Source organism: Flavobacterium sp. 11 (assembly GCF_002754315.1).
GTDB lineage: Bacteria > Bacteroidota > Bacteroidia > Flavobacteriales > Flavobacteriaceae > Flavobacterium > Flavobacterium algoritolerans.
This window is the reverse complement of sequence record NZ_PEFE01000001.1, coordinates 3,480,133-3,500,808: the sequence shown is the minus strand read 5'-3', so window position 1 is coordinate 3,500,808 and position 20,676 is coordinate 3,480,133. Positions and strand designations below refer to the sequence as shown.

The following is a 20,676-nucleotide window of genomic DNA, read 5'->3' as shown; positions in this document are numbered from 1 at the left end:
ACAGTTCCCCAATTTACTTTTAATAGACTAATATGATGCAACTACGGACCATCCATAGAATCCTAAGTGTACTAATTCTAATCTTATTTTCGTCTTCATGCGCAAGTGATTTAGATTACAATCAAGTAAATGATATAAAGTTAGAACCTGTAATTATATCAAATTTAGCTTATTTTGATGTTGAGGCAAATCAGTTTGTAACTGGCGGAGTAGAACAAAACGTAATTTTTGATGCCCCAACTGTCGATGTGTTCAGCGAAAAATTTTTCACGGAAAAGTTAAATAGAATCGATCTTTTTTTTGAAATTAACAATACCATAAATAGAAGTTACAGAATAGACTTAGTCTTTCTGGATAGAAATAATCAGCCAGTTCATTCCTCAAATTTTATCGTACCTGCTTACTCCGGTGCAGAAAATATAGTTACTAAAACTGAAACATTTCAAAATGCTTCACTGGATTTATTAAAAAGAACAATTAAAATTACTTTTAGGCTCACCATGTTAGCAGGTCCTCCATTAAGCGAAAGCAGTGTAGGGAATTTAAAATTACGTTCAGGAGTAACCGCTTATTTTGTAGTAGAATGAGAAAAATAATTTTAATTTTTGCTCTATTTCTAACAATAGGTTGCTTTTCACAAAACAAACAAATTCTATATAATTTCACTTCAGTGCCTCAGTCTTTGCTGACTAATCCTGGGTCTGATGTCAAGTTCAATTGGTATTTTGGGATTCCTTTATTGTCTGGTATTTCTACAAATGTAGGCTCTAGTGGATTTTCGGCGTATGATTTATTTGCAGATAACGGAGTCGATTTTAATGTGAAACTGCGAAATGTAGTATTCTCCACTACAAGAAAAGACAGAATGGCCATAAACGAACAGATAGAATTATTTAATGGCGGTTTTAAAATAGCTGGAGGGCAAGGAGATTCCTATGTTTCTTTTGGTATGTACCAAGAATTTGATTTTATGAGCTATGTTCCTAAAGATATTGCAATTTTGGTTTTGGACGGGAATAGAGATTATTTGGGAAAAGTATTCAATTTAGGCGATTTGAATCTAAAAGCAGAAATGCTTTCGGTTTTTCATCTGGGATTTCATAAAAAGATAAATGAAAAATTAATTCTAGGAGCGCGAGGAAAGATTTATTCCAGTATTTATAATGTTAACTCCACGAATAATTCAGGTTATATTTATACCATTCCTTCCACACAAGGTGTTTATGAGCAAATGATTTATTCGGATTTGCAATTCAATACATCAGGGGTTGCTAAATATGATGATGAAGATTACGATCCAAATGTGGTAAAAGATATTACTAAAAGAGCCCTTCTAGGCGGAAATTTAGGTTTGGGATTTGATGCCGGTTTAACTTATTATCCAAAGAAAAATATTCAATTTACTGCAAGTGTGATAGATCTTGGTTTTATAAAACATACGAATGAAGTAGAAAGTTTGACTTTTAAAGGAACTTATAAATACGAAGGAGTTATTCCCAAATTCAGCTCTGGAAATTCAGCAGAAGATGGCTATCAAGAATTTAAGGATGCCGTTCCTTTAGATACCTTGTATGCTGATTATACAACTTGGCGACCTACAAAACTCAATACTTCCATTCAGTTTTCATTCGAAGAAGAAGTCTCTGAAGATTGTAATTGTCTTAATTATGATCCTGAAACTATTTATAAAAGTGCTGTAGGTGCTCAATTATTTGTAATGTCTACCCCGAGAACGCCTTTAGTTGCTTTTACGACCTATTACAGAAGAAAAATTTTCAATTCGTTGCAAATGAAGGCAACTTATACCATAGATTCTTATTCCTATAAAAATATAGGATTGGGCTTGTCCAGTATGTTTGGACCGGTTAATTTCTATATTCTTGCCGATAATCTTTTGGAATATAGGGATGTCACTAAAGCCAATAGTCTGTCTTTTCAGCTAGGTCTTAATGTTATTTTTAAGGATAGTAAAAAATAATATTGGTTTTTATTTGAGTCTTTGTCGTTTAAATCCTTTGTAAATTTCTATCCAAAGTACCGAGACAAATCCCACTAAAATACTCAGACAAATTTGTAACCCAGAAACCCTTTCGAACTCGAAAAAATGAGCAAATAAAGGAACGAACAGCAATAAAACAGTGATTAGAATGGTTGCGCCAATAATCATTAGAACTAAATTATTTTTATAACGTAAAGTTGTAAATATTGAATAGTAGAAAGAGCGGTTGGTGAGTGTCAAGAAAATATTGGAAGCAATCAAAGTGAGGAATACAACAGTTCTTGTGGCGCTTTCGGAGCAATTGTCAGCAACACAATATTGGTAGACAAATAAAAGTCCTAAAGTGATGACAAACCCTTGAATAATACTTATCGTTATTTCTTTCAGTTTAAAAAAGGTCGTGGTAAATGGTCTTGGTTCGAGGAGCATCAAATTGCGTTCCATAGGTTCATTTTCATAAATTATAGAACAGGTAGGTCCCATAATTATTTCCAGAAAAATGACATGAACCGGAGAGAAAATATTGGGATAAATCCATCCTAAAGCCAAAGGAATAAAGACAATCATGATAATTGGAATGTGAATCGAAATGATGTATTGAATCGCTTTTTTTAGATTGTTATATATTTTTCGGCCCATGGCAATAGCGTCAATCATTTTTGAAAAATCATCCTCAATAAGGATAAGATTGGCGGCTTGTTTGGCAATTTCGGTTCCCTTTTTGCCCATAGCAATTCCTATGTGCGCTGATTTTAATGCGGGTCCGTCGTTTACGCCATCGCCAGTCATGGCTACAATTTGATTGTTATCTTTCAGCGCTTTTATGATTTTGAGTTTGGCTTCAGGAAACATTCTTGTGAAAATAGCAGTTTCCATTACTTTTTCTTTCAAAGTGGCATCGTCCATCGCCATTAATTCATCTCCATTGAGTGTCTTTTCTACGTTTCGAAAACCAATTTGTTTGGCTATAGTGGCTGTTGTCGCAGCATTGTCACCAGTAACTATTTTTACTTGAATGCCTGCCTTATAAAATGTTTCAAAAACGGATTTTATATTCTCTTTTGGCGGGTCATAAAAAGCGACTAGTCCTTTGAAATCAAAAGAAAATTCCTGTTGCGTTTCGGGATAATCTGTTCCTGAAAATTCAGCTACGCCAACACCTAAAACGCGAAACCCTTTCAGAGCCATAGTTGTCATTGCGGCAAGTACTTGTTGTGTTTCTTTTTCGGATAGATTAGAGCATGCAATTAAGGCTTCGGGCGCACCTTTGGCAGCAATAATTCTGGTTCCATTTTGGTTTTCAAAAATATGGGTCATCATGGGAGGTTTTCCGCATAATGGATATTCATGTGTCAATTTGAAATGGGCTCGTTCATCTGGAATTTCTAATTTTGAATACGCTTCATGCAGTGCAATTTCCATAGCGTCAAACGGAATAGGTTCACTGGCCCACATGGAAAGCGTTAATAATTCGAGTTCGTCATTACTAAGCTGTTTCTTTGGGTTAGATATTTCATTCGATGAAAAAGTGTACCATTGCGCCAAACTCATTTTGTTTTCGGTGATAGTTCCTGTTTTATCGGTGCAAATTACGGTGGCACTGCCCAAGGTTTCTACCGTTTTCGTTTGTTTGACAATAATTCCCATATTCATCAAGCGCCAAGCACCAAGTGCCATAAAAGTGGTAAAAGCCACTGGAATTTCTTCAGGGATGATGCTCATTGCCAAGGTCAAGGCTTTTAATAAACTGTCCAGAACATCTTTGGAATTATAATAATTAATAATCCAGACGATACCAAAAATTGCCAGTCCTACAAAAGACATCTTTTTTACAAAGTTCCCAATTTGTATTTGCAAAGGCGTTTTTTCTTCGATAATCGTTTCCAGACTTTTGCCTATTTTGCCTAATTGGGTTTGGTTTCCAATGGCTGTTACTTCACAAATGGCTAAGCCGCTGGTGACAATTGTTCCAAGATATACCTGATTATTTTCAGATGTTTCATTTTTAAAGACAGCCAGCGATTCACCGGTAAGAATGGATTCATTTATAGAAAAATCATTAGACTTGATAATGATACCATCTGCCGGAATAAAGGTTCCTTCTTCGGTTTGAATGAGATCACCCAAGACAATTTCCTCACTTGGGATTTCTATAATTTCGCTATTGCGAATGACTTTACTTTTGGGTTGAGATAGTTTTTTTAAAGCTTCGATTGCATTTCTGCTTTTTGATTCCTGATAAAGTGATATCGTAGAAACCATTACAATAGCAACAGCCATAAAAATTCCGTTGCCAAAATCGCCTGTGATAAAATAAATACTGGTAGCGGTCAAAAGCAATAAAAACATAGGTTCTTTAACCATTTCGATTAAAGAAGTGAAGAAGTTGTTTTTGTCCTGATGCGCTATGGAATTTGCTCCATGTTTTGCTCTTGATTGCAAGACTTCATCATTTGAAAGTCCTTTTATTTGTTGTTGCGGTTCTTTCATAGCAAAAAATAAATGAATCAAATTTCACAGATTATAAAAACGGAAGAAGTTGGATTAGAGAAAACTCTATAATGCAATTTAATCATTTATTATAAAATTTACTCGTTTTTTTGCATAAGATTGTCTATATTTGCACGCAATTAAACTCCAACTACAATTGCAATGATCGCACACAACTCTAAGATTATCGGTGAAGGATTAACTTACGATGATGTTCTATTAGTTCCTAACTACTCAAATGTGCTTCCTCGCGAAGTGAGTATTCAATCAAAATTTTCAAGAAATATTACACTTAATGTTCCTATTGTATCTGCTGCTATGGATACAGTTACCGAAAGTGCAATGGCAATTGCTATGGCGCAAGAAGGCGGAATTGGTGTTTTGCATAAAAATATGACTATCGAGCAACAAGCTGCGAAAGTTAGAAAAGTAAAACGTGCGGAGTCTGGAATGATTATCGATCCGGTTACTTTGCCATTGACTTCTACTGTTGCAGATGCTAAAAGTGCAATGAAAGAATTTGGTATTGGAGGTATTCCAATTGTAGATGAAAACCAAATATTAAAAGGTATCGTTACCAATAGAGATTTGCGTTTCGAAAAAAATAGTTCAAGACCTATTGTTGAGGTAATGACCAGTGAAAACTTAGTAACTGTTGCCGAAGGTACTTCTCTGGAACAAGCAGAAGTAGTTTTGCAAGGTCATAAAATTGAAAAACTTCCAGTAGTAAATGCTGATTATAAATTAGTGGGTTTGATTACTTTCAGAGACATCACTAAATTGACTCAAAAACCAAATGCAAACAAAGACAAATACGGACGTTTACGTGTTGCTGCTGCATTAGGTGTTACCGCAGATGCTGTTGAAAGAGCTACAGCTTTGGTTAATGCCGGAGTAGATGCAGTTATAATCGATACCGCTCACGGTCATACAAAAGGAGTGGTAGATGTACTGAAATTAGTGAAAGCTAAATTTCCAGACTTAGACGTTATTGTTGGTAATATTGCCACTGCAGAAGCAGCTAAATATTTAGTTGAAAATGGCGCAGATGGAGTAAAAGTAGGGATTGGACCAGGTTCTATCTGTACAACTCGTATTGTTGCTGGTGTTGGTTTTCCTCAATTTTCTGCAGTACTTGAAGTTGCTGCGGCGATTAAAGGTACTGGCGTTCCAGTAATTGCTGATGGTGGAATTCGTTACACAGGTGATATTCCTAAAGCGATTGCTGCAGGTGCAGATTGTGTGATGTTAGGTTCATTACTGGCTGGTACTATGGAATCTCCTGGTGAAACTATTATTTTCGAAGGAAGAAAATTCAAGTCATACCGTGGAATGGGTTCTGTGGAAGCGATGCAAGAAGGTTCAAAAGACCGTTATTTCCAAGATGTAGAAGATGATGTTAAGAAATTAGTACCGGAAGGAATTGTAGGGCGTGTGCCTTATAAAGGAGAATTGAACGAAAGTATGCAACAATTCATTGGTGGTCTTCGTGCCGGAATGGGATATTGTGGCTCAAAAGATATTCCTACTTTACAAGATACAGGTCGTTTTGTTCGTATTACCGCAAGCGGAATCAACGAAAGTCATCCTCATAATGTAACTATTACGAAAGAAGCTCCTAATTATTCTAGATAATTTATAGTTTTAAAATCATAAAAAAAAAGCATAATTAATTCCGTTTTAGGGTTTTAATTATGCTTTTTTATTGCTTTAAACTTTAGTCCTGCAATTCAGAGGAGTCAGACAAGTCAGCCAGATTGTTCTTTAAATGTTGACTGTCCCAACTGTGATTGGTTGCTGCAACTTGGGAATAAATATCACTCTTTAATAACTGTTCCTGTAATTCAATTTCTTCCTTAATAGTAATCATGTATGCCATTTTATCGTGGCGCTTTTCGGCAAGTTTACGTGTGGTAATTTCATCGTATTTTATAAACTGTTGCCCTTGTCTGGTTGCCGTATATTTTCGAAGTCCTAATTCTACTAATGCATCAACACCCATATTCACAGCGCTGTATAAAGTTTCTCTGTAAATATGTTCCACTTTATGATCGATTAATTCATAGGCATCATTTCGATTTCGGGCACGCGTTAAAATTTTTAAATTTGGAAAGTGCTTCTTTAAGGTTTCAATGACTTGAAGATTTACGGTTGGATTATCAATGGCGGCAATGAAAACTTTAGCATTTTCACAACCGGCAGCTTTCAATAGTTCTAGCCGGGTTGCATCTCCATAATAGACTTTAAAACCCATTTTTCGTAATAAATCGATTCGGTCTGAATCATAATCAAGAATAGTTGATTTTATTTGATTAGCTCTCAATAATCGACCGACTGTGCTTCCAAAATGCCCAAAACCAGCTATAATAACAGGATTATCCTCGTCAATATAATCATTGTCTTTTTTTATTTCTTTTTCCTGAATTCGGGTGTTTGGATATATTATTCGCTCATTTATTAGTAACAGAAAAGGAGTTGCAACCATACTCATGGCTATGACTGCCATAATTTGATTGGCTAAAATACTGGGTACAATATTCAATTGCATACAGAAACTCATAATTACAAAACCAAATTCTCCTGCTTGGCTCAAACCAAATGCAAACAGTAGATTTTGGTCTAATTTCTTTTTATAATACCGACTGGTAAAAAATAGAACTATGAATTTTACTAATGTTAGAATCGCTCCAAAAGCAAAAATAAATAATGGATTGTCAATAATTAATTGGAAGTTTATTGAGGCACCTACGCCCAGAAAAAACAATCCCAAAAGCAATCCTTTAAATGGTGCAATGTCGCCTTCTAATTCATGGCGAAATTCAGAGTTGGCTAATACGACACCAGCCATAAAAGCACCTAACGCAGGACTTAATCCAATTAATTGCATCATATACGAAACCCCAACTACGAGCAGTAATGCAGAAGCAGTAAACAATTCCTGTAATCTGGTTTTTGCGATTATATGCAATAAAGGAACAAACAAAAAACGGCCTGCAAAATAAATTGTCGAAATAATTCCGATTACGATTACCGTTTGCAACCAGCTCGCATAACCTGTGATTAATGATTGTGGCGCATCATTTGTTGCCTCAAGATTTACGGTTGACAAAAGAGGTAAAAAGGCTAAAATTGGGATTACGGCAATGTCTTGGAAAAGTAAAACTGCAAATGAGGAACGTCCTACTGAAGTATTTGATAATCCTTTTTCTTTTAAGGTTTGCAATACAATAGCAGTAGAAGATAATGCCAGCGCCAGTGAAATCGCTAATGTAGTTTCCCATCTCCAGTCCATAAAAAAAAGACATCCGAGAAATAGGATTATTGTCGTTCCAATTAATTGCATGGAGCCCATTCCAAGTATGAATTTCCGCATTTTCCAAAACTTACTTGGTTCTAATTCAAGACCAATTAAAAAAAGCATCATTACTACACCAAATTCGGCAAAATGCATTATATCCTGACCTTCCTGACCTATAAACCCAAGAACAAAAGGACCAATGATTATGCCCGCCAATAAATAGCCTAAAATAGAACTCAAGCCTAATTTTTTAGCAATTGGTACGCAAATTACGGCAGCAGTTAAATAAATGATTGCCTGAAGCAAAAAATTAGTATCCATATTATGTCAGTATTGTTGCAAACCATTCATTCAAGTAATGGTGTTGCAAAATTTCATCCGTATCTATATCATGATTCTCTAAATAGTCCAGAAAATAGCCATAAATCAAACCATTTTTTTCATAATCTTCATCGGTCATATTATGTGTTCCGTGCACTACAAAAGGAGGTAAGTAAATCATATTACACACTTTTGCAGTTTGGTTAAAAGGTTCCAATAATTCAAGAATACTATAACGATCACTACCCGTTTCGCAATAATTTTCCTTGTCGCCACCAGTAGTAATCACCTGAAAAATAATTTTATCCTGTAATGCTTTTCCCTTTTTTCCATAAGCCCAGTTATGTTCCAGTACCATATCAATCCATTGTTTCATTAATGGCGGGCAGCTATACCAATACATGGGATGGTGCCAAATGATAATGTCATGCTGACTTAATAAATCTTGCTCGAATTTTACATCAATATCAAAATCAGGGTAGTGTTCATATAAATCATGAAAAGTAATATTTTCTGAATCGGGAATGTTTTCCACCAAAGCTTTATTCGCATGAGATTTCTCGAATAGCGGATGTGAAAATAGGATTAAGATTTTATTTTTTGGCATAAATTTATTTTAACTATTTAAAAGAATTATTGTGTTGATTTACACTGTTTTTATGAAAATAAAACTGCTCTAAGGTATAAAATATTGCTTAATCTTAATAATTTACTATGGTTCAAATATTATTTTTTTGACGATAAATAAAAAATCCCGTCTAAACAAAATCTAAAGTTTCGTTCAGACGGGATGTATTTAGAATCTATAATTCAGGATTGTATTAATTCAATCAAAATAGATTGTAAAAAAATGTTCTTATTTAATTTTTGGAAAGATTAGCTAATAATTTTTTGCTGCCCACAATCCAAAGAATATCATTTTTTTCTAAAATCAATTTTGATTCTGGGTTGAGTATTCTCTTTCCTCCTCTTTCCAAGCCAACAATCAAGCCATGAGTTTTTTCACGTAATTCAGAATCACGTATGCTTTTTCCAATAAATGCTTCGTTGATGAGCTCTAACTGTTGTAATACAATATCAGATTCAGTTTCCAATGGTGAAACATCAATCTCATTTTGGTCCAAATATTTTTTAAATGCTGCCACTTGGGTATCAGTACCAATGACACAAATTTCATCGCCTGGAAAAAGTCTTTCGTTTCTACTAGGAATATTAATCGTGATTTCTCCTCGCTTAACAAATGCGATATTAATTCCTAATTGCTCGCGAATACTTAATTCTTCTAATGTTTTTCCAGCAATATTCGAGGTTGGAGCAATTTCAAAAGTCGTCATGTGTCCGTCCCAAGGTGTCAAATCACTACGACTTCTTACCGCTTTTTTAATTTCTCGGGCGTTTAAATTTTGCAAAAAGTGATTTTCAATTTTGTGGTACTGTGCATTTAATTTTTTTGGAAAAACAAAATAGACTACTACAGCTGCAATCAGGACTAAAAAAGCGATTACAGGAGAGAAAAAGATATTCAATAAAAATCCAATATAAATCAGGGTCAATATCATTCGCAGTAAAATCATCATTAGTATTGGCCCTCGATATTTGCGCTCTTCCCTTAAAATAGCCACTTGTTTAACTGCAATTCGGCGCAAAGAAAGTGCCCATAAGAAAGGGGATAGTATCACTAATGTAATTAATGCGGCGAATATGTTTCCAAATTGTGATCCTTCAACTAAAGGTAAAATGAATTTTGATGAAAGTAAAATAACGGCCACTATAATCACGGAATGGATAATCACCTGAGTCAGAAATGCGCGTACAACTATTTGCCAGTTGCTTACTAATTTTATGGATTGCGCATTGGCACTGTAACGTTCAATTTTTTTAATCCATTTTCTAGGTAGTTTTTTCTCCAGATATTCTGAAAAAGGAGTGGCAAATTTCACCATAAATGGAGTCGTAAAAGTGGTCACTGCTGACACTGCCACCACAATTGGATATAAAAAATTACTGGTTACATTAAGCGTCATTCCTAATGTTGCAATAATAAAAGAAAATTCCCCAATTTGCGATAAACTCATTCCGGTTTGCACGGATTGTTTTAGTGGTTGTCCCGAAAGTAAAGCTCCAATTGTTGAACTTACAGATTGTCCTATAATCACTACGAATGTCAAAATTGCGACAGGTAATGCATATTCATACAAGGTCCCCGGATTGATTAACATTCCAACGGATACAAAGAAAACGGCACCAAAAAGGTCTTTAACAGGTTTTACCAAATGTTCTATGTGTTCGGCCTGAGTTGTTTCGGCAATGATGGAACCCATAATAAAAGCACCTAATGCAGGAGAAAAACCAACATTGGCAGCCAGAATAACCATCATTAAACACAATGCAAGTGAGATGATTAACAGCATTTCGTCCGTTAATATATTTTTAGCTTTTTTAAGTAAAGTCGGGATAAAAAAGATACCACCAACAAACCAAATGGTCAAGAAAAAAATCAGTTTAAGAACGGATAATAACAATTCACTTCCTGAAAATTGTTGACTTACTGCAATTGTAGAAAGCAATACCATCATCAAAATGGCAACTATATCTTGAACGATAAGTGAACCAATAACGATTCCCGCAAATTTCTGGGTTTTTACGCCCAATTCATCAAATGTTTTTAGGATAATGGTAGTGGATGAAATCGAAAGAATCACTCCTAAAAAGATACTGTCCATAGGTTTCCAGCCAATCCATTGGCCCACTAAATATCCGATGGAAACCATCGCAATAATTTGTGTTACTGCTGTAATTGATGCTGTTCCACCCACTTTCATCAGTTTCTTAAAACTGAATTCCAGTCCCAAGCTAAATAATAAAAAGATTACCCCAATCTCTGCCCAAACTTCTACACTTTTAATATCTTTTACGGAAGGGAAAAAATCAAAATGATTTCCTGCCAAAAATCCGGCAATTAAATACCCCAGAACCAGCGGTTGTTTTATTTTTTTAAATAACAAAACTGCCACTGCAGCTGTCATCAGGATTAATCCTAAATCACTAATTAGAGGTTGTAAGTGGTGTGATACATTTGCTACTGTTTCTGCGGTATTCATAGGCGTTTACTGATTTTTAAGGTTTTTGTGTATATTGGTAAGATATAAAAAAACTTTAATTTTTGAAGTATAATTGCAGCTGAATACGGCTTTTTATGATTTTTTTAGCAATAAAAATCCCGTTGAAAAGAATTCTTATTTCTTTTCAACGGGATTTTATAAAATGGAATAATCCTTTAAAATTTATATTCCTAAGAAATTGCTAGGAGTGATTTGCATCAATTCAGCCTTAATTTCATCCGAAACTTCTAAGGTTGCAATAAAACCGTGAATTGCATTTTTATCAATCGCTTCATTGGTTCTGGTCAATCCTTTTAATGCTTCATACGGATTAGGATATCCTTCACGACGCAAAATAGTTTGAATTGCTTCGGCAACAACAGCCCAGTTTTTCTCTAAATCTTCGTGGAATTTTGGCTCATTCAATAACAATTTGTTTAATCCTTTCAAAGTGGCTTCAAAAGCGATTAATGTATGTCCCATTGGTACACCAATATTTCTCAAAACCGTACTATCTGTCAAATCACGTTGTAATCTTGACAATGGTAATTTAGCAGATAAATGTTCGAAAATAGCATTGGCTATTCCTAAGTTCCCTTCTGAATTTTCAAAATCAATTGGGTTTACTTTGTGTGGCATTGCCGAAGAACCTATTTCTCCAGCTTTGATTTTTTGTTTGAAATATTCCATCGAAACGTACGTCCAAATATCTCGGTCTAAATCAATGATGATGGTATTTATTCTTTTCAATGCATCAAAAAAGGCTGCGAAATGATCGTAATGTTCAATTTGTGTAGTAGGGAAGGAGTGGTGTAAACCAAGGTTTTCTTCTACAAATTTCCCGCCGAATTTTCTCCAGTCAATTTGAGGATACGCCACGTGATGTGCATTATAATTTCCTGTTGCACCACCAAATTTAGCCGCAAAAGGAACATTAAACAACAAACGCATTTGCTCTTCTAAACGTTCTACAAAAACCCCAATTTCTTTACCCAAACGCGTTGGAGAAGCCGGTTGTCCGTGTGTACGGGCAAGCATTGGAACGTCTTTCCACTCTACACTTAAATCTTTCAATTTTGAAGTTAAAGTAATCAAAGAAGGCATATATACTTTCTCGAAAGCTTCTTTTGTAGATAGCGGAATCGCCGTATTATTAATATCTTGGGAAGTCAATCCAAAATGAATGAACTCTTTGTATTCTGACAAACCTAATTTTTCAAAAGCATCTTTGATAAAGTATTCCACCGCTTTTACATCGTGGTTGGTTACTTTTTCGGTTTCTTTTATCCAAAGTGCATCTTCAGTAGAGAAGTTTTTATAGATGTTACGTAAACTCTCGAATAAATCTGGGTTTACGTTTTTTAATTGTGGCAAAGGCACTTCGCACAAAGCAATAAAATATTCAATTTCAACCAATACGCGGTATTTGATTAAGGCTTCTTCAGAGAAAAATGGAGCCAGAGAAATAGTCTTGTTTCTATATCTTCCGTCGATTGGCGATATAGCATTCAATTCGTTTAAAGTAGTCATTGTTTTGTTGTTTGTTCGAAAGGCACAAATATAAACCTTTCGAGACAAATTAGAAAACTAATGGTTTTTAAATAAACTCGATAAGCTTCTTTTTTAGTATTTTCATTCCTTCCGAAGCCACTTCCGGAATCACATCCAATAGATTTCTAAGATTTGGGATTTTTATAGGTTTTGGATCAATATAAAAAATAGGCGTTTCTCTCGTTGTGAAATCGATTAATCCTGCCGCAGGATAGACTTGTAATGAAGTTCCTATAACAGCAAAATAATCCGCACTTTGAGTTAGTGTTATTGCTTCATCAAGAGCAGGAACTTCCTCGCCAAACCAAACGATATGCGGACGCAATTGATTTTTGTTATCGTCTAAATCTCCAAAATTCAAATCGTCTTGCCAGTCCAGAATATAATTTGGATTTTTAGTACTTCTCACTTTTAATAATTCGCCGTGCAAATGCAACACATTAGTACTTCCGGCGCGTTCATGTAAATCATCTACATTTTGGGTAATAATGTAAACATCGAATTCATTCTCTAATTCAGCCAGAATTTGATGTCCCAAATTAGGTGCGACTTCTTTGAGTTGTTTTCGTCTTTGATTGTAAAAATCCAGCACCAAAGCCGGGTTTTTATGCCAGCCTTCGGGAGTTGCCACATCCATAACGTTATGACCTTCCCAAAGTCCATCACTGTCACGAAAAGTTTTGATACCACTTTCGGCACTTATTCCTGCTCCGGTTAGGACTACTAGTTTCTTTTTCATTTGTAAAATACATTTATAATGTGAATCAGCTTGAATAGCTGTTTGGCTGTGCCGTTAGGCACTAAATATCGGTAGTAATTAGGGTTAAAGTTTATTAACGTGCCGTAGGTACGCGACAAAACCATAAATGTTGCGTACCTATGGCACGCTAAATTCGTTTCACTTCTTGTTTTCTACCCATATTTAGTGCCTAACGGCACATTCAATACTTGATTCGAATTAGTATATAAAACTACTCTTTTTTAGTATTTTTGCCAAAAAAATAACCCGCAATGATTGATATCGATTACCTTAATTTTCTTGAAAATATCTTGACTGATAACCGCAAAGAAAAATTTCTGAAAGTATTGGAAAACAGAACCAAGCATTTTACGATTGCTGTCGAAGATATTTTCCAGATGCATAATACGAGTGCAGTGATGCGCAGTTGTGAGATTTTTGGGATTCAGGAATTGAATGTTATCGAGCAGCGTTACGGAAAAAGTATCGATAAAGAAATTGCGATGGGCGCTCAAAAATGGGTTGATATTAATACATTCGATAATATTACGAATTGTGTGGATACGTTAAAAAGTAAAGGGTATCAAATCATTGCCACGACGCCACATGAGAATGATTGTTTGATGGAAGATTTTGACATTTCTAAACCGAGTGCTTTATTTTTTGGAACAGAAAGAGACGGATTATCCGAAGAAATTTTGCAACGCGCCGATGGTTTTCTAAAAATCCCAATGGTTGGTTTTACGGAGAGTTTGAATATCTCGGTTTCGGCAGCGATCATCATTCAAAATCTGACGAATCGATTGCGTAATTCAAACATCGATTGGCATTTATCCGAAGAGGAAATTTTAGTAAAAAGATTGGCTTGGGCCAAAAATTCCATAAAAGATATTAAGCGAATTGAAGAACGGTATTTTGAGGAGAATCCAAGATAGTGTAAACAAACGCTTAAACTAGATTTTAACGGTTTGCTGAGTCATTGCGAGTAACGAAGCAATTACATTTAGTATTTTCTTTTGATTAAGTGCTTATCGTTGTGGGCACGGATTGCAAATCCGCGCAATCGGGTTATTTCAGTTTTGCATAAAGTCAAGCACTATATCGGGTTAATGAAAGTCAACTACTTTATGACGTTTTAATATACTCTCAAGTTATAAAAGCTGCGCAAAGTCAGAGACATTTGCGCAGCTTTTACTAAAAATTTATGTGTTCTAAGGAGTGTTTTTCTGAGCGGATAGCCGTTATTGCACCTTTACTTTAATAGAGTCATAGCTATTCGAATTTGAACCTATCAATCCATAAACTGTTTCACCTTTTTTGATTGTTTTTCCATTAAGATCAAATTGCATTAATTCATTTTTAAAATTCTTATTTGCTGAACTTGCAGCGATCATATTACCACCAGCTAATCCTGGACCTACTATCAATCCAATTGGAAATGAGTTTGCAGGTTTAGTTTCAGTATAATATCCATTTGATGTAGTTGTAGTTCCTGAATATAATTGAACTGGAGATAAAAGTAAGTACCATAAATAGGAAGCTGGACTTTGTTTGATAGTTTTAAATAATTTTTCAGTTTCAATTAAATTAACTTCATTACCGTTTTCATAAGAAAGTTTAAAATCTCTTCCCAAAACTATTTCTTTTTCGGTATTATTTGTGATTTTGACTGCAATTAGCTTAATGTTATTTTTAGTTTCTTTCTTTTTATATTTTTTTCCTAATAAATCATATTTGTATTCTAGTAAAATATTACTTTCAATACTTTTTGATACGTAATTTATTGTTTCAGGATTTATTTTTTTATACCCAGAAGCACAACTATTCATAAGCATTGCAAAAGCTAAAAGCGAACTAATTTTAATCATTTTTTTCATTCTATAATTTATTTTAAGGTTTAATATTTATTCTCGTTTTTTTATTATGGTTTTCGCTAATGTTTTGTTAGTAATACGGTTTTTGGATTAGATTAAGCCTTGTTTTTGGATTTGCCACCAGGGTGATAGCGAACAGGCGTAGCAAATCATCCCAAATACAAAGCCAATTGCTCAAATCTGTTGTAGTAGCTTTTAGCTGATTGCTTTTTATATTTTATTATTTTCGTCTTTCTTTACTGCTAATTCTTTTTGTTCTTTCGCAATTTCTTCGACCCAATCTTTTTTATTTGAATCGTTAATTGCTAAATCATAATGTTTTATTGCTTCATCAAAATTTCCAATTCTTCTTTCCATTTCAGCAATTAAATAATTAATGTTTGCAATTACTGATTTGTCTTCATATTCATTTTTATCTAAAGCTGAAATCAAATTATCTTTAGCTTTTGATTGGAGTTCTTTTCTAAATTCAACTTGTTTATCATTGTTACGTAATAAATACGAACCTGTGACGTAACAAAAGGCAATTTCTTTGTTTGATTTTTTTTGTAATTCCTTGATTTCGCCTGCAATCAAACATTGTTTTGCATCATCAATTTTCGTGTCATCAAATTTTGTTAGATATTCTTTAATTTTAATTTTTTCTTCTCCGTTCAGTTCTGTTTTGAAGTCATCAATATAACCTGAAAAATGACATTTTGGACAAGTGTTTATTAGTCCCTCGTAATGTTCTCCAATTGCACCTTGCTTTTGAAAATCTTTAAAAGAACCAAAAGTTGTCATACTCATTGTTACACAAAATGTTACGTTTTTTCCATCTATTGGGCATTTTACAGTTTCATTTTCGCAAGTATGCGCATTTGCAAAATTTTGTCCCATTAAAAGGATTATTGTAAGTAAAATTATTTTTTTCATAGTTATTTCTAATTATTCAACTTCTTTATTTTTTAAGATATTTGCTAACGTTCTAGTACTACAGCGGGTTTGGATCTAAATTAAGTCCATTATTCCGATTTGTCAAATCATCCCAAATCCGTTGTAGTAACTATTATTATCAGTTGCTTATACTTTTAACATAATTCCATGATGTGGGTCATTTTTTCTCTGTAAAAAAAGTTGTGATATCTTATCCAAAAAATGTATTTCAAATACTCCTATTATTTCAGAATTAAAATTTTCTGCCTCAACAGTTATTATTTCTATTAGATCACGTTTAAACTTCCACAAATAATTTTCTTTTTTCGAATTTGAATAAATCACTTCTAAAGTATGATCATCTTTAAATTCAAAAGATACACTTTCAGCATATTTTGTTAAGGTTACTTTCACTATAACTCCATTTTTTTTAGCAACTTCAAATTGTTTTAATTCCCACTTATGAATTAGTCTCTCTTGAGAACTTTTCTCAATTTTACTTTGTCCAAGACAAGTTGAAATTGTAAAGAGTAAAATAATTATTGCTTTCATATGGTTTCTATCTTAAAAATTGTGTTAGATTCTTGAATTCTCCTATTCTGCAGAACAATTGCTGGTAACTTGTTTATAAATCTGATAAACGTCAGATTTTATTTATTTTCAAATATATAAATTAATCGCTGAAAAATCTTATAAATTTGAATTAGTAATTAATTTATCACAAAATCCCTAGCCCCGACAGCAGCGGAAAGCCTATGCCGGTTGAAAACCACTTTTTTCTGGTGGTGGCAGAGCGAATCCCGACACTTCGGGAGAAGCTCCTGACAGCGGCTAGAAAAAGGGTTTGAAACCAAATAACTTGCAGCGTAGGGCGGGAATTGCTCCTGGAAAAGATTTAAAAAAAGATCCTGAAATAAATTCAGGATTAAATTCAGGATAAAAAAAATTCCCCAACTACTTTCGTAATTGGGGAATGTAATAGTAAAGATTTGAAACGGTTATTAGTTAACGATAACCCATTGTCCTGAAGCGATTAAGCTTTCGGCTTTTTTGTATTTCATTTCTTGAATTTGTCCGTTGGCCACGTTTTGAATCGTTACGTTATCATTACGATTGATTTTTGGCATATCTCTCACGATAGTTTCGGTTACTTGTCGTTGTTGCGTTTCTCCCGCTTCACGATTAGCACTTTCACTATTTGGAATTTCGTCTTTACTTAATTTATAATCTTCTTGTTGACGAACTTCTTTCGCTTCTTGAATTTGTTGATTTTCTTGAGCTGGTAAATCACCTTTGAACAAGAATGAAATCACTTCCTTGTTTACATTGTCAATCATTGCTCTAAACAAATTGAACGCTTCCAGTTTGTAAATAAGTAATGGATCTTTTTGTTCGTGAACCGCAAGTTGAACCGATTGTTTCAACTCATCCATTTTACGTAAGTGTTTCTTCCAAGCTTCATCTACAATAGATAAAGTGATATTTTTTTCGAAATCAGCAACAAGTTGAGCTCCCTCAGTTTCGTAGGCTTTTTTCAAATCAGTAACCACATTCAATGATTTAATTCCATCTGTAAAAGGAACTACAATACGTTCAAATTGGTTGTTTTTATCTTCGTAAACACTTTTTATGATTGGGAATGCTTCTCTGGCACTTCTTTCGGTTTTCTCTGTATAATATTCCAGCGTAGCTTTGTATATTTTACCGGTTAATTCCATTTCACTCAATTTACTGAATTCACTTTCAGTAACTGGCGATGTGATTGAGAAATAACGAATCAATTCGAATTCAAAGTTTTTGAAATTATTTGATGCTTTGTTTTGGTCAACGATCAATTCACAAGTATCGTAAAGCATGTTTGCAATATCTAATTTCAAACGCTCTCCAAACAATGCATGACGACGACGTTTGTACACTACTTCACGTTGTGCGTTCATTACATCATCATATTCCAATAAACGTTTACGAACACCAAAGTTGTTTTCTTCTACTTTTTTCTGAGCACGTTCGATAGATTTAGTCATCATAGAATGCTGAATCACTTCACCTTCCTGCAATCCCATTCTGTCCATCACTTTAGCCACTCTTTCAGAACCAAACAAACGCATTAGGTTGTCTTCAAGAGAAACATAAAACTGAGAACTTCCAGGATCACCTTGACGTCCTGCACGACCACGTAACTGACGGTCAACACGACGGGAATCATGACGTTCTGTTCCTACAATTGCTAATCCACCAGCAGCTTTTACTTCGGCAGATAATTTAATATCGGTACCACGACCAGCCATGTTGGTTGCAATCGTTACCACACCAGGTTTTCCTGCTTCTTCAACAATTTGCGCTTCTTGTTTGTGCATTTTTGCATTCAAGACATTGTGTGCAACGCCTCTCATTTTCAACATTCGGCTTAATAATTCTGAAATCTCTACAGAAGTTGTACCAATAAGTACCGGTCTTCCTGCATTAGATAATTCAGTTACGTCTTCGATAACGGCATTGAATTTTTCACGAGTAGTTTTATAAATAAAATCCTCTTTGTCTTTTCTGGCCATTCCTCTGTTCGTAGGAATTTCTACAACGTCTAGTTTATATATTTGCCATAACTCACCCGCTTCAGTTACTGCAGTTCCAGTCATTCCTCCCAGTTTGTTGTACATTCTGAAGTAATTCTGTAACGTAACGGTTGCAAATGTTTGAGTTGCAGCTTCGATTTTTACATTTTCTTTGGCTTCAATCGCTTGGTGCAATCCGTCGGAATAACGACGACCATCCATGATACGACCTGTTTGCTCATCAACAATCATGATTTTGTTATCCATGATTACATATTCAACATCTTTTTCGAATAAAGCATAGGCTTTCAAAAGTTGTGTCAAAGTATGAATACGCTCACTTTTCACTCCAAAATCTTGAAACAATTGTTCTTTTTCTTCGGCTTCAGTGTCTTTATCTAATTTTTTCTTTTCGATAGCGGCAATTTCAGTTCCAATGTCCGGAAGTACAAAAAAGTCAGCATCAGTATCTCCAGAAAGGTATTTAATTCCGTTATCGGTCAATTCAACCTGATTGTTTTTTTCTTCAATAACAAAATACAATGCCTCATCAATCTTGTGCATTTCTCTTTTGTTATCCTGCATGTATTGATTTTCGGTTTTTTGAAGCAATTGTTTAATTCCTTCTTCACTCAAAAATTTAATTAATGCTTTGTTTTTTGGTAATGCTCTGTAAGCTCTTAACAATTGGAATCCACCTTCTTTAGTATTTCCCTCTTTAATTAATTTTTTTGCTTCAGATAAGAAACCGTTAGCCAATTGTCTTTGTATGCTAACTAAGTTTTCAATTTTTGGTTTCAATTCATTAAACTCATGACGATCTCCTTGCGGAACCGGACCTGAAATAATCAATGGTGTTCTGGCATCATCAATTAAAACTGAATCGACCTCATCGACAATCGCATAATTGTGTTTTCGTTGCACTAAATCTTCTGGCGAATGCGCCATGTTATCTCTTAAGTAGTCAAAACCAAACTCATTATTGGTTCCGTAAGTGATATCAGCATCATATGCTTTTTTTCTTCCTTCAGAACTTGGTTGGTAATTGTCAATACATTCTACAGTCATACCGTGAAATTCGAATAATGGCGCTTTCCAAGTACTATCTCTTTTTGCCAAATAATCATTCACAGTTACTAAATGCACACCGTTTCCAGTTAAAGCATTTAAGTAAAGCGGTAAAGTTGCCACTAATGTTTTTCCTTCACCTGTTTGCATTTCAGCTACTTTTCCTTCATGCAAAACCATTCCGCCAATTAATTGTACGTCATAGTGAATCATGTCCCAAGTAATTTCTTTTCCTGCAGCACTCCATGAATTTGCCCAAACTGCATTGTCACCATCTAAGGTAATGTAGGTTTTAGTAGCAGAAAGTTCACGATCTTTAGGTGTTGCGGTTACCACTATTTGAGTGTTGTCTTTGAAACGTCTAGCTGTTTCTTTTACAACGGCAAATGCTTCCGGAAGAATTTCCATCAACGTTTTTTCTGAGATATCGTAAGCTTCTTTTTCTAATGCGTCAATAGCAACATAAATATCTTCTCTCTTGTCAATATCTTCAATGCTTTCCACTTCTAGTTTCAGCGCCGCAATTTTAGCATCTTTTTCAGCACGTGCCTGTTTGATTCTATCTTTGAAAAAAGCAGTGCGTCCTCTAAGATCATCATTAGATAATGCCATCAGAGGAGTTTCAAAAGCTTTAATTTTGGTAAGATACGGTTGTAAAGCTTTGACATCTTTTTGGGATTTATCCCCAACAAAGACTTTAATAATACTATTTATAAAACTCATAATATGTTTTTATTTCTGTTTGTGTAATTCTGTAAATTTAAACAA

The 20,676-nt window shown here is 34.5% G+C and carries 14 protein-coding genes; 4 read left to right on the top strand and 10 right to left on the bottom strand.

Going from position 1 to position 20,676, the window contains the following annotated elements; all coding sequences use genetic code 11:
• The first annotated feature begins 32 nt into the window (after positions 1-32).
• Positions 33-587 carry a hypothetical protein gene (locus CLV00_RS15170; protein WP_233206918.1) on the top strand — a complete coding sequence of 185 codons (555 nt, stop codon included), beginning with the start codon at positions 33-35 and terminating at the stop codon, positions 585-587.
• Entirely contained in the window at positions 584-1,978 is a 1,395-nt protein-coding gene (locus tag CLV00_RS15165) for a DUF5723 family protein (protein ID WP_099715967.1), read from the top strand. The genes CLV00_RS15170 and CLV00_RS15165 overlap by 4 nt, the downstream gene beginning before the upstream one ends.
• A gap of 9 nt (positions 1,979-1,987) precedes the next feature.
• Here CLV00_RS15165 and CLV00_RS15160 read toward each other — a convergent pair whose 3' ends face one another.
• The gene (locus CLV00_RS15160) at positions 1,988-4,489 is read right to left on the bottom strand and encodes a cation-translocating P-type ATPase (protein ID WP_099715966.1); all 2,502 of its coding nucleotides are present in this window, start codon (positions 4,487-4,489) and stop codon (positions 1,988-1,990) included.
• A gap of 162 nt (positions 4,490-4,651) precedes the next feature.
• On the opposite strand from CLV00_RS15160, the gene guaB reads away from it, so the two are divergent.
• Complete coding sequence (gene guaB, locus CLV00_RS15155; RefSeq protein ID WP_099715965.1) at positions 4,652-6,124, top strand: IMP dehydrogenase; 1,473 nt, start codon at positions 4,652-4,654, stop codon at positions 6,122-6,124.
• Between the two features lie 82 nt (positions 6,125-6,206).
• Here the strand turns inward: guaB and CLV00_RS15150 are convergent, their stop codons facing one another.
• From CLV00_RS15150 to CLV00_RS15130, 5 genes are all read right to left on the bottom strand, one after another.
• Positions 6,207-8,108 (bottom strand): monovalent cation:proton antiporter-2 (CPA2) family protein, encoded by a 1,902-nt coding sequence (locus CLV00_RS15150; RefSeq protein WP_099715964.1) that lies wholly within the window; start codon positions 8,106-8,108, stop codon positions 6,207-6,209.
• Between the two features lies 1 nt (position 8,109).
• Positions 8,110-8,715, bottom strand: a complete 606-nt coding sequence (locus tag CLV00_RS15145) for an NAD(P)H-dependent oxidoreductase (protein WP_099715963.1) — start codon at positions 8,713-8,715, stop codon at positions 8,110-8,112.
• Positions 8,716-8,968: 253 nt separating this feature from the next.
• On the bottom strand, positions 8,969-11,209 hold the full coding sequence (locus tag CLV00_RS15140) for a cation:proton antiporter (RefSeq protein WP_099715962.1): 2,241 nt from the start codon (positions 11,207-11,209) through the stop codon (positions 8,969-8,971).
• Positions 11,210-11,392: 183 nt separating this feature from the next.
• Positions 11,393-12,739: an adenylosuccinate lyase gene (purB, locus tag CLV00_RS15135; RefSeq protein WP_099715961.1), complete on the bottom strand. Its 1,347-nt coding sequence runs from the start codon at positions 12,737-12,739 to the stop codon at positions 11,393-11,395.
• A gap of 67 nt (positions 12,740-12,806) precedes the next feature.
• Entirely contained in the window at positions 12,807-13,499 is a 693-nt protein-coding gene (locus CLV00_RS15130) for an NAD-dependent deacylase (protein ID WP_099715960.1), read from the bottom strand.
• A 272-nt stretch (positions 13,500-13,771) separates the two neighbouring features.
• On the opposite strand from CLV00_RS15130, the gene CLV00_RS15125 reads away from it, so the two are divergent.
• On the top strand, positions 13,772-14,434 hold the full coding sequence (locus CLV00_RS15125) for an RNA methyltransferase (RefSeq protein WP_099715959.1): 663 nt from the start codon (positions 13,772-13,774) through the stop codon (positions 14,432-14,434).
• A 306-nt stretch (positions 14,435-14,740) separates the two neighbouring features.
• Here CLV00_RS15125 and CLV00_RS15120 read toward each other — a convergent pair whose 3' ends face one another.
• From CLV00_RS15120 to secA, 4 genes are all read right to left on the bottom strand, one after another.
• A complete protein-coding gene (locus tag CLV00_RS15120; protein WP_099715958.1) occupies positions 14,741-15,376 on the bottom strand; it encodes a hypothetical protein in 636 nt (211 codons plus the stop codon).
• A 207-nt stretch (positions 15,377-15,583) separates the two neighbouring features.
• Complete coding sequence (locus tag CLV00_RS15115) at positions 15,584-16,288, bottom strand: DUF2225 domain-containing protein (protein ID WP_099715957.1); 705 nt, start codon at positions 16,286-16,288, stop codon at positions 15,584-15,586.
• A 147-nt stretch (positions 16,289-16,435) separates the two neighbouring features.
• Entirely contained in the window at positions 16,436-16,840 is a 405-nt protein-coding gene (locus CLV00_RS15110; RefSeq protein ID WP_099715956.1) for a hypothetical protein, read from the bottom strand.
• Positions 16,841-17,289: 449 nt separating this feature from the next.
• Positions 17,290-20,631, bottom strand: coding sequence for a preprotein translocase subunit SecA (secA, locus tag CLV00_RS15105; protein WP_099715955.1), 3,342 nt, complete (start codon positions 20,629-20,631; stop codon positions 17,290-17,292).
• Positions 20,632-20,676: the final 45 nt, after the last annotated feature.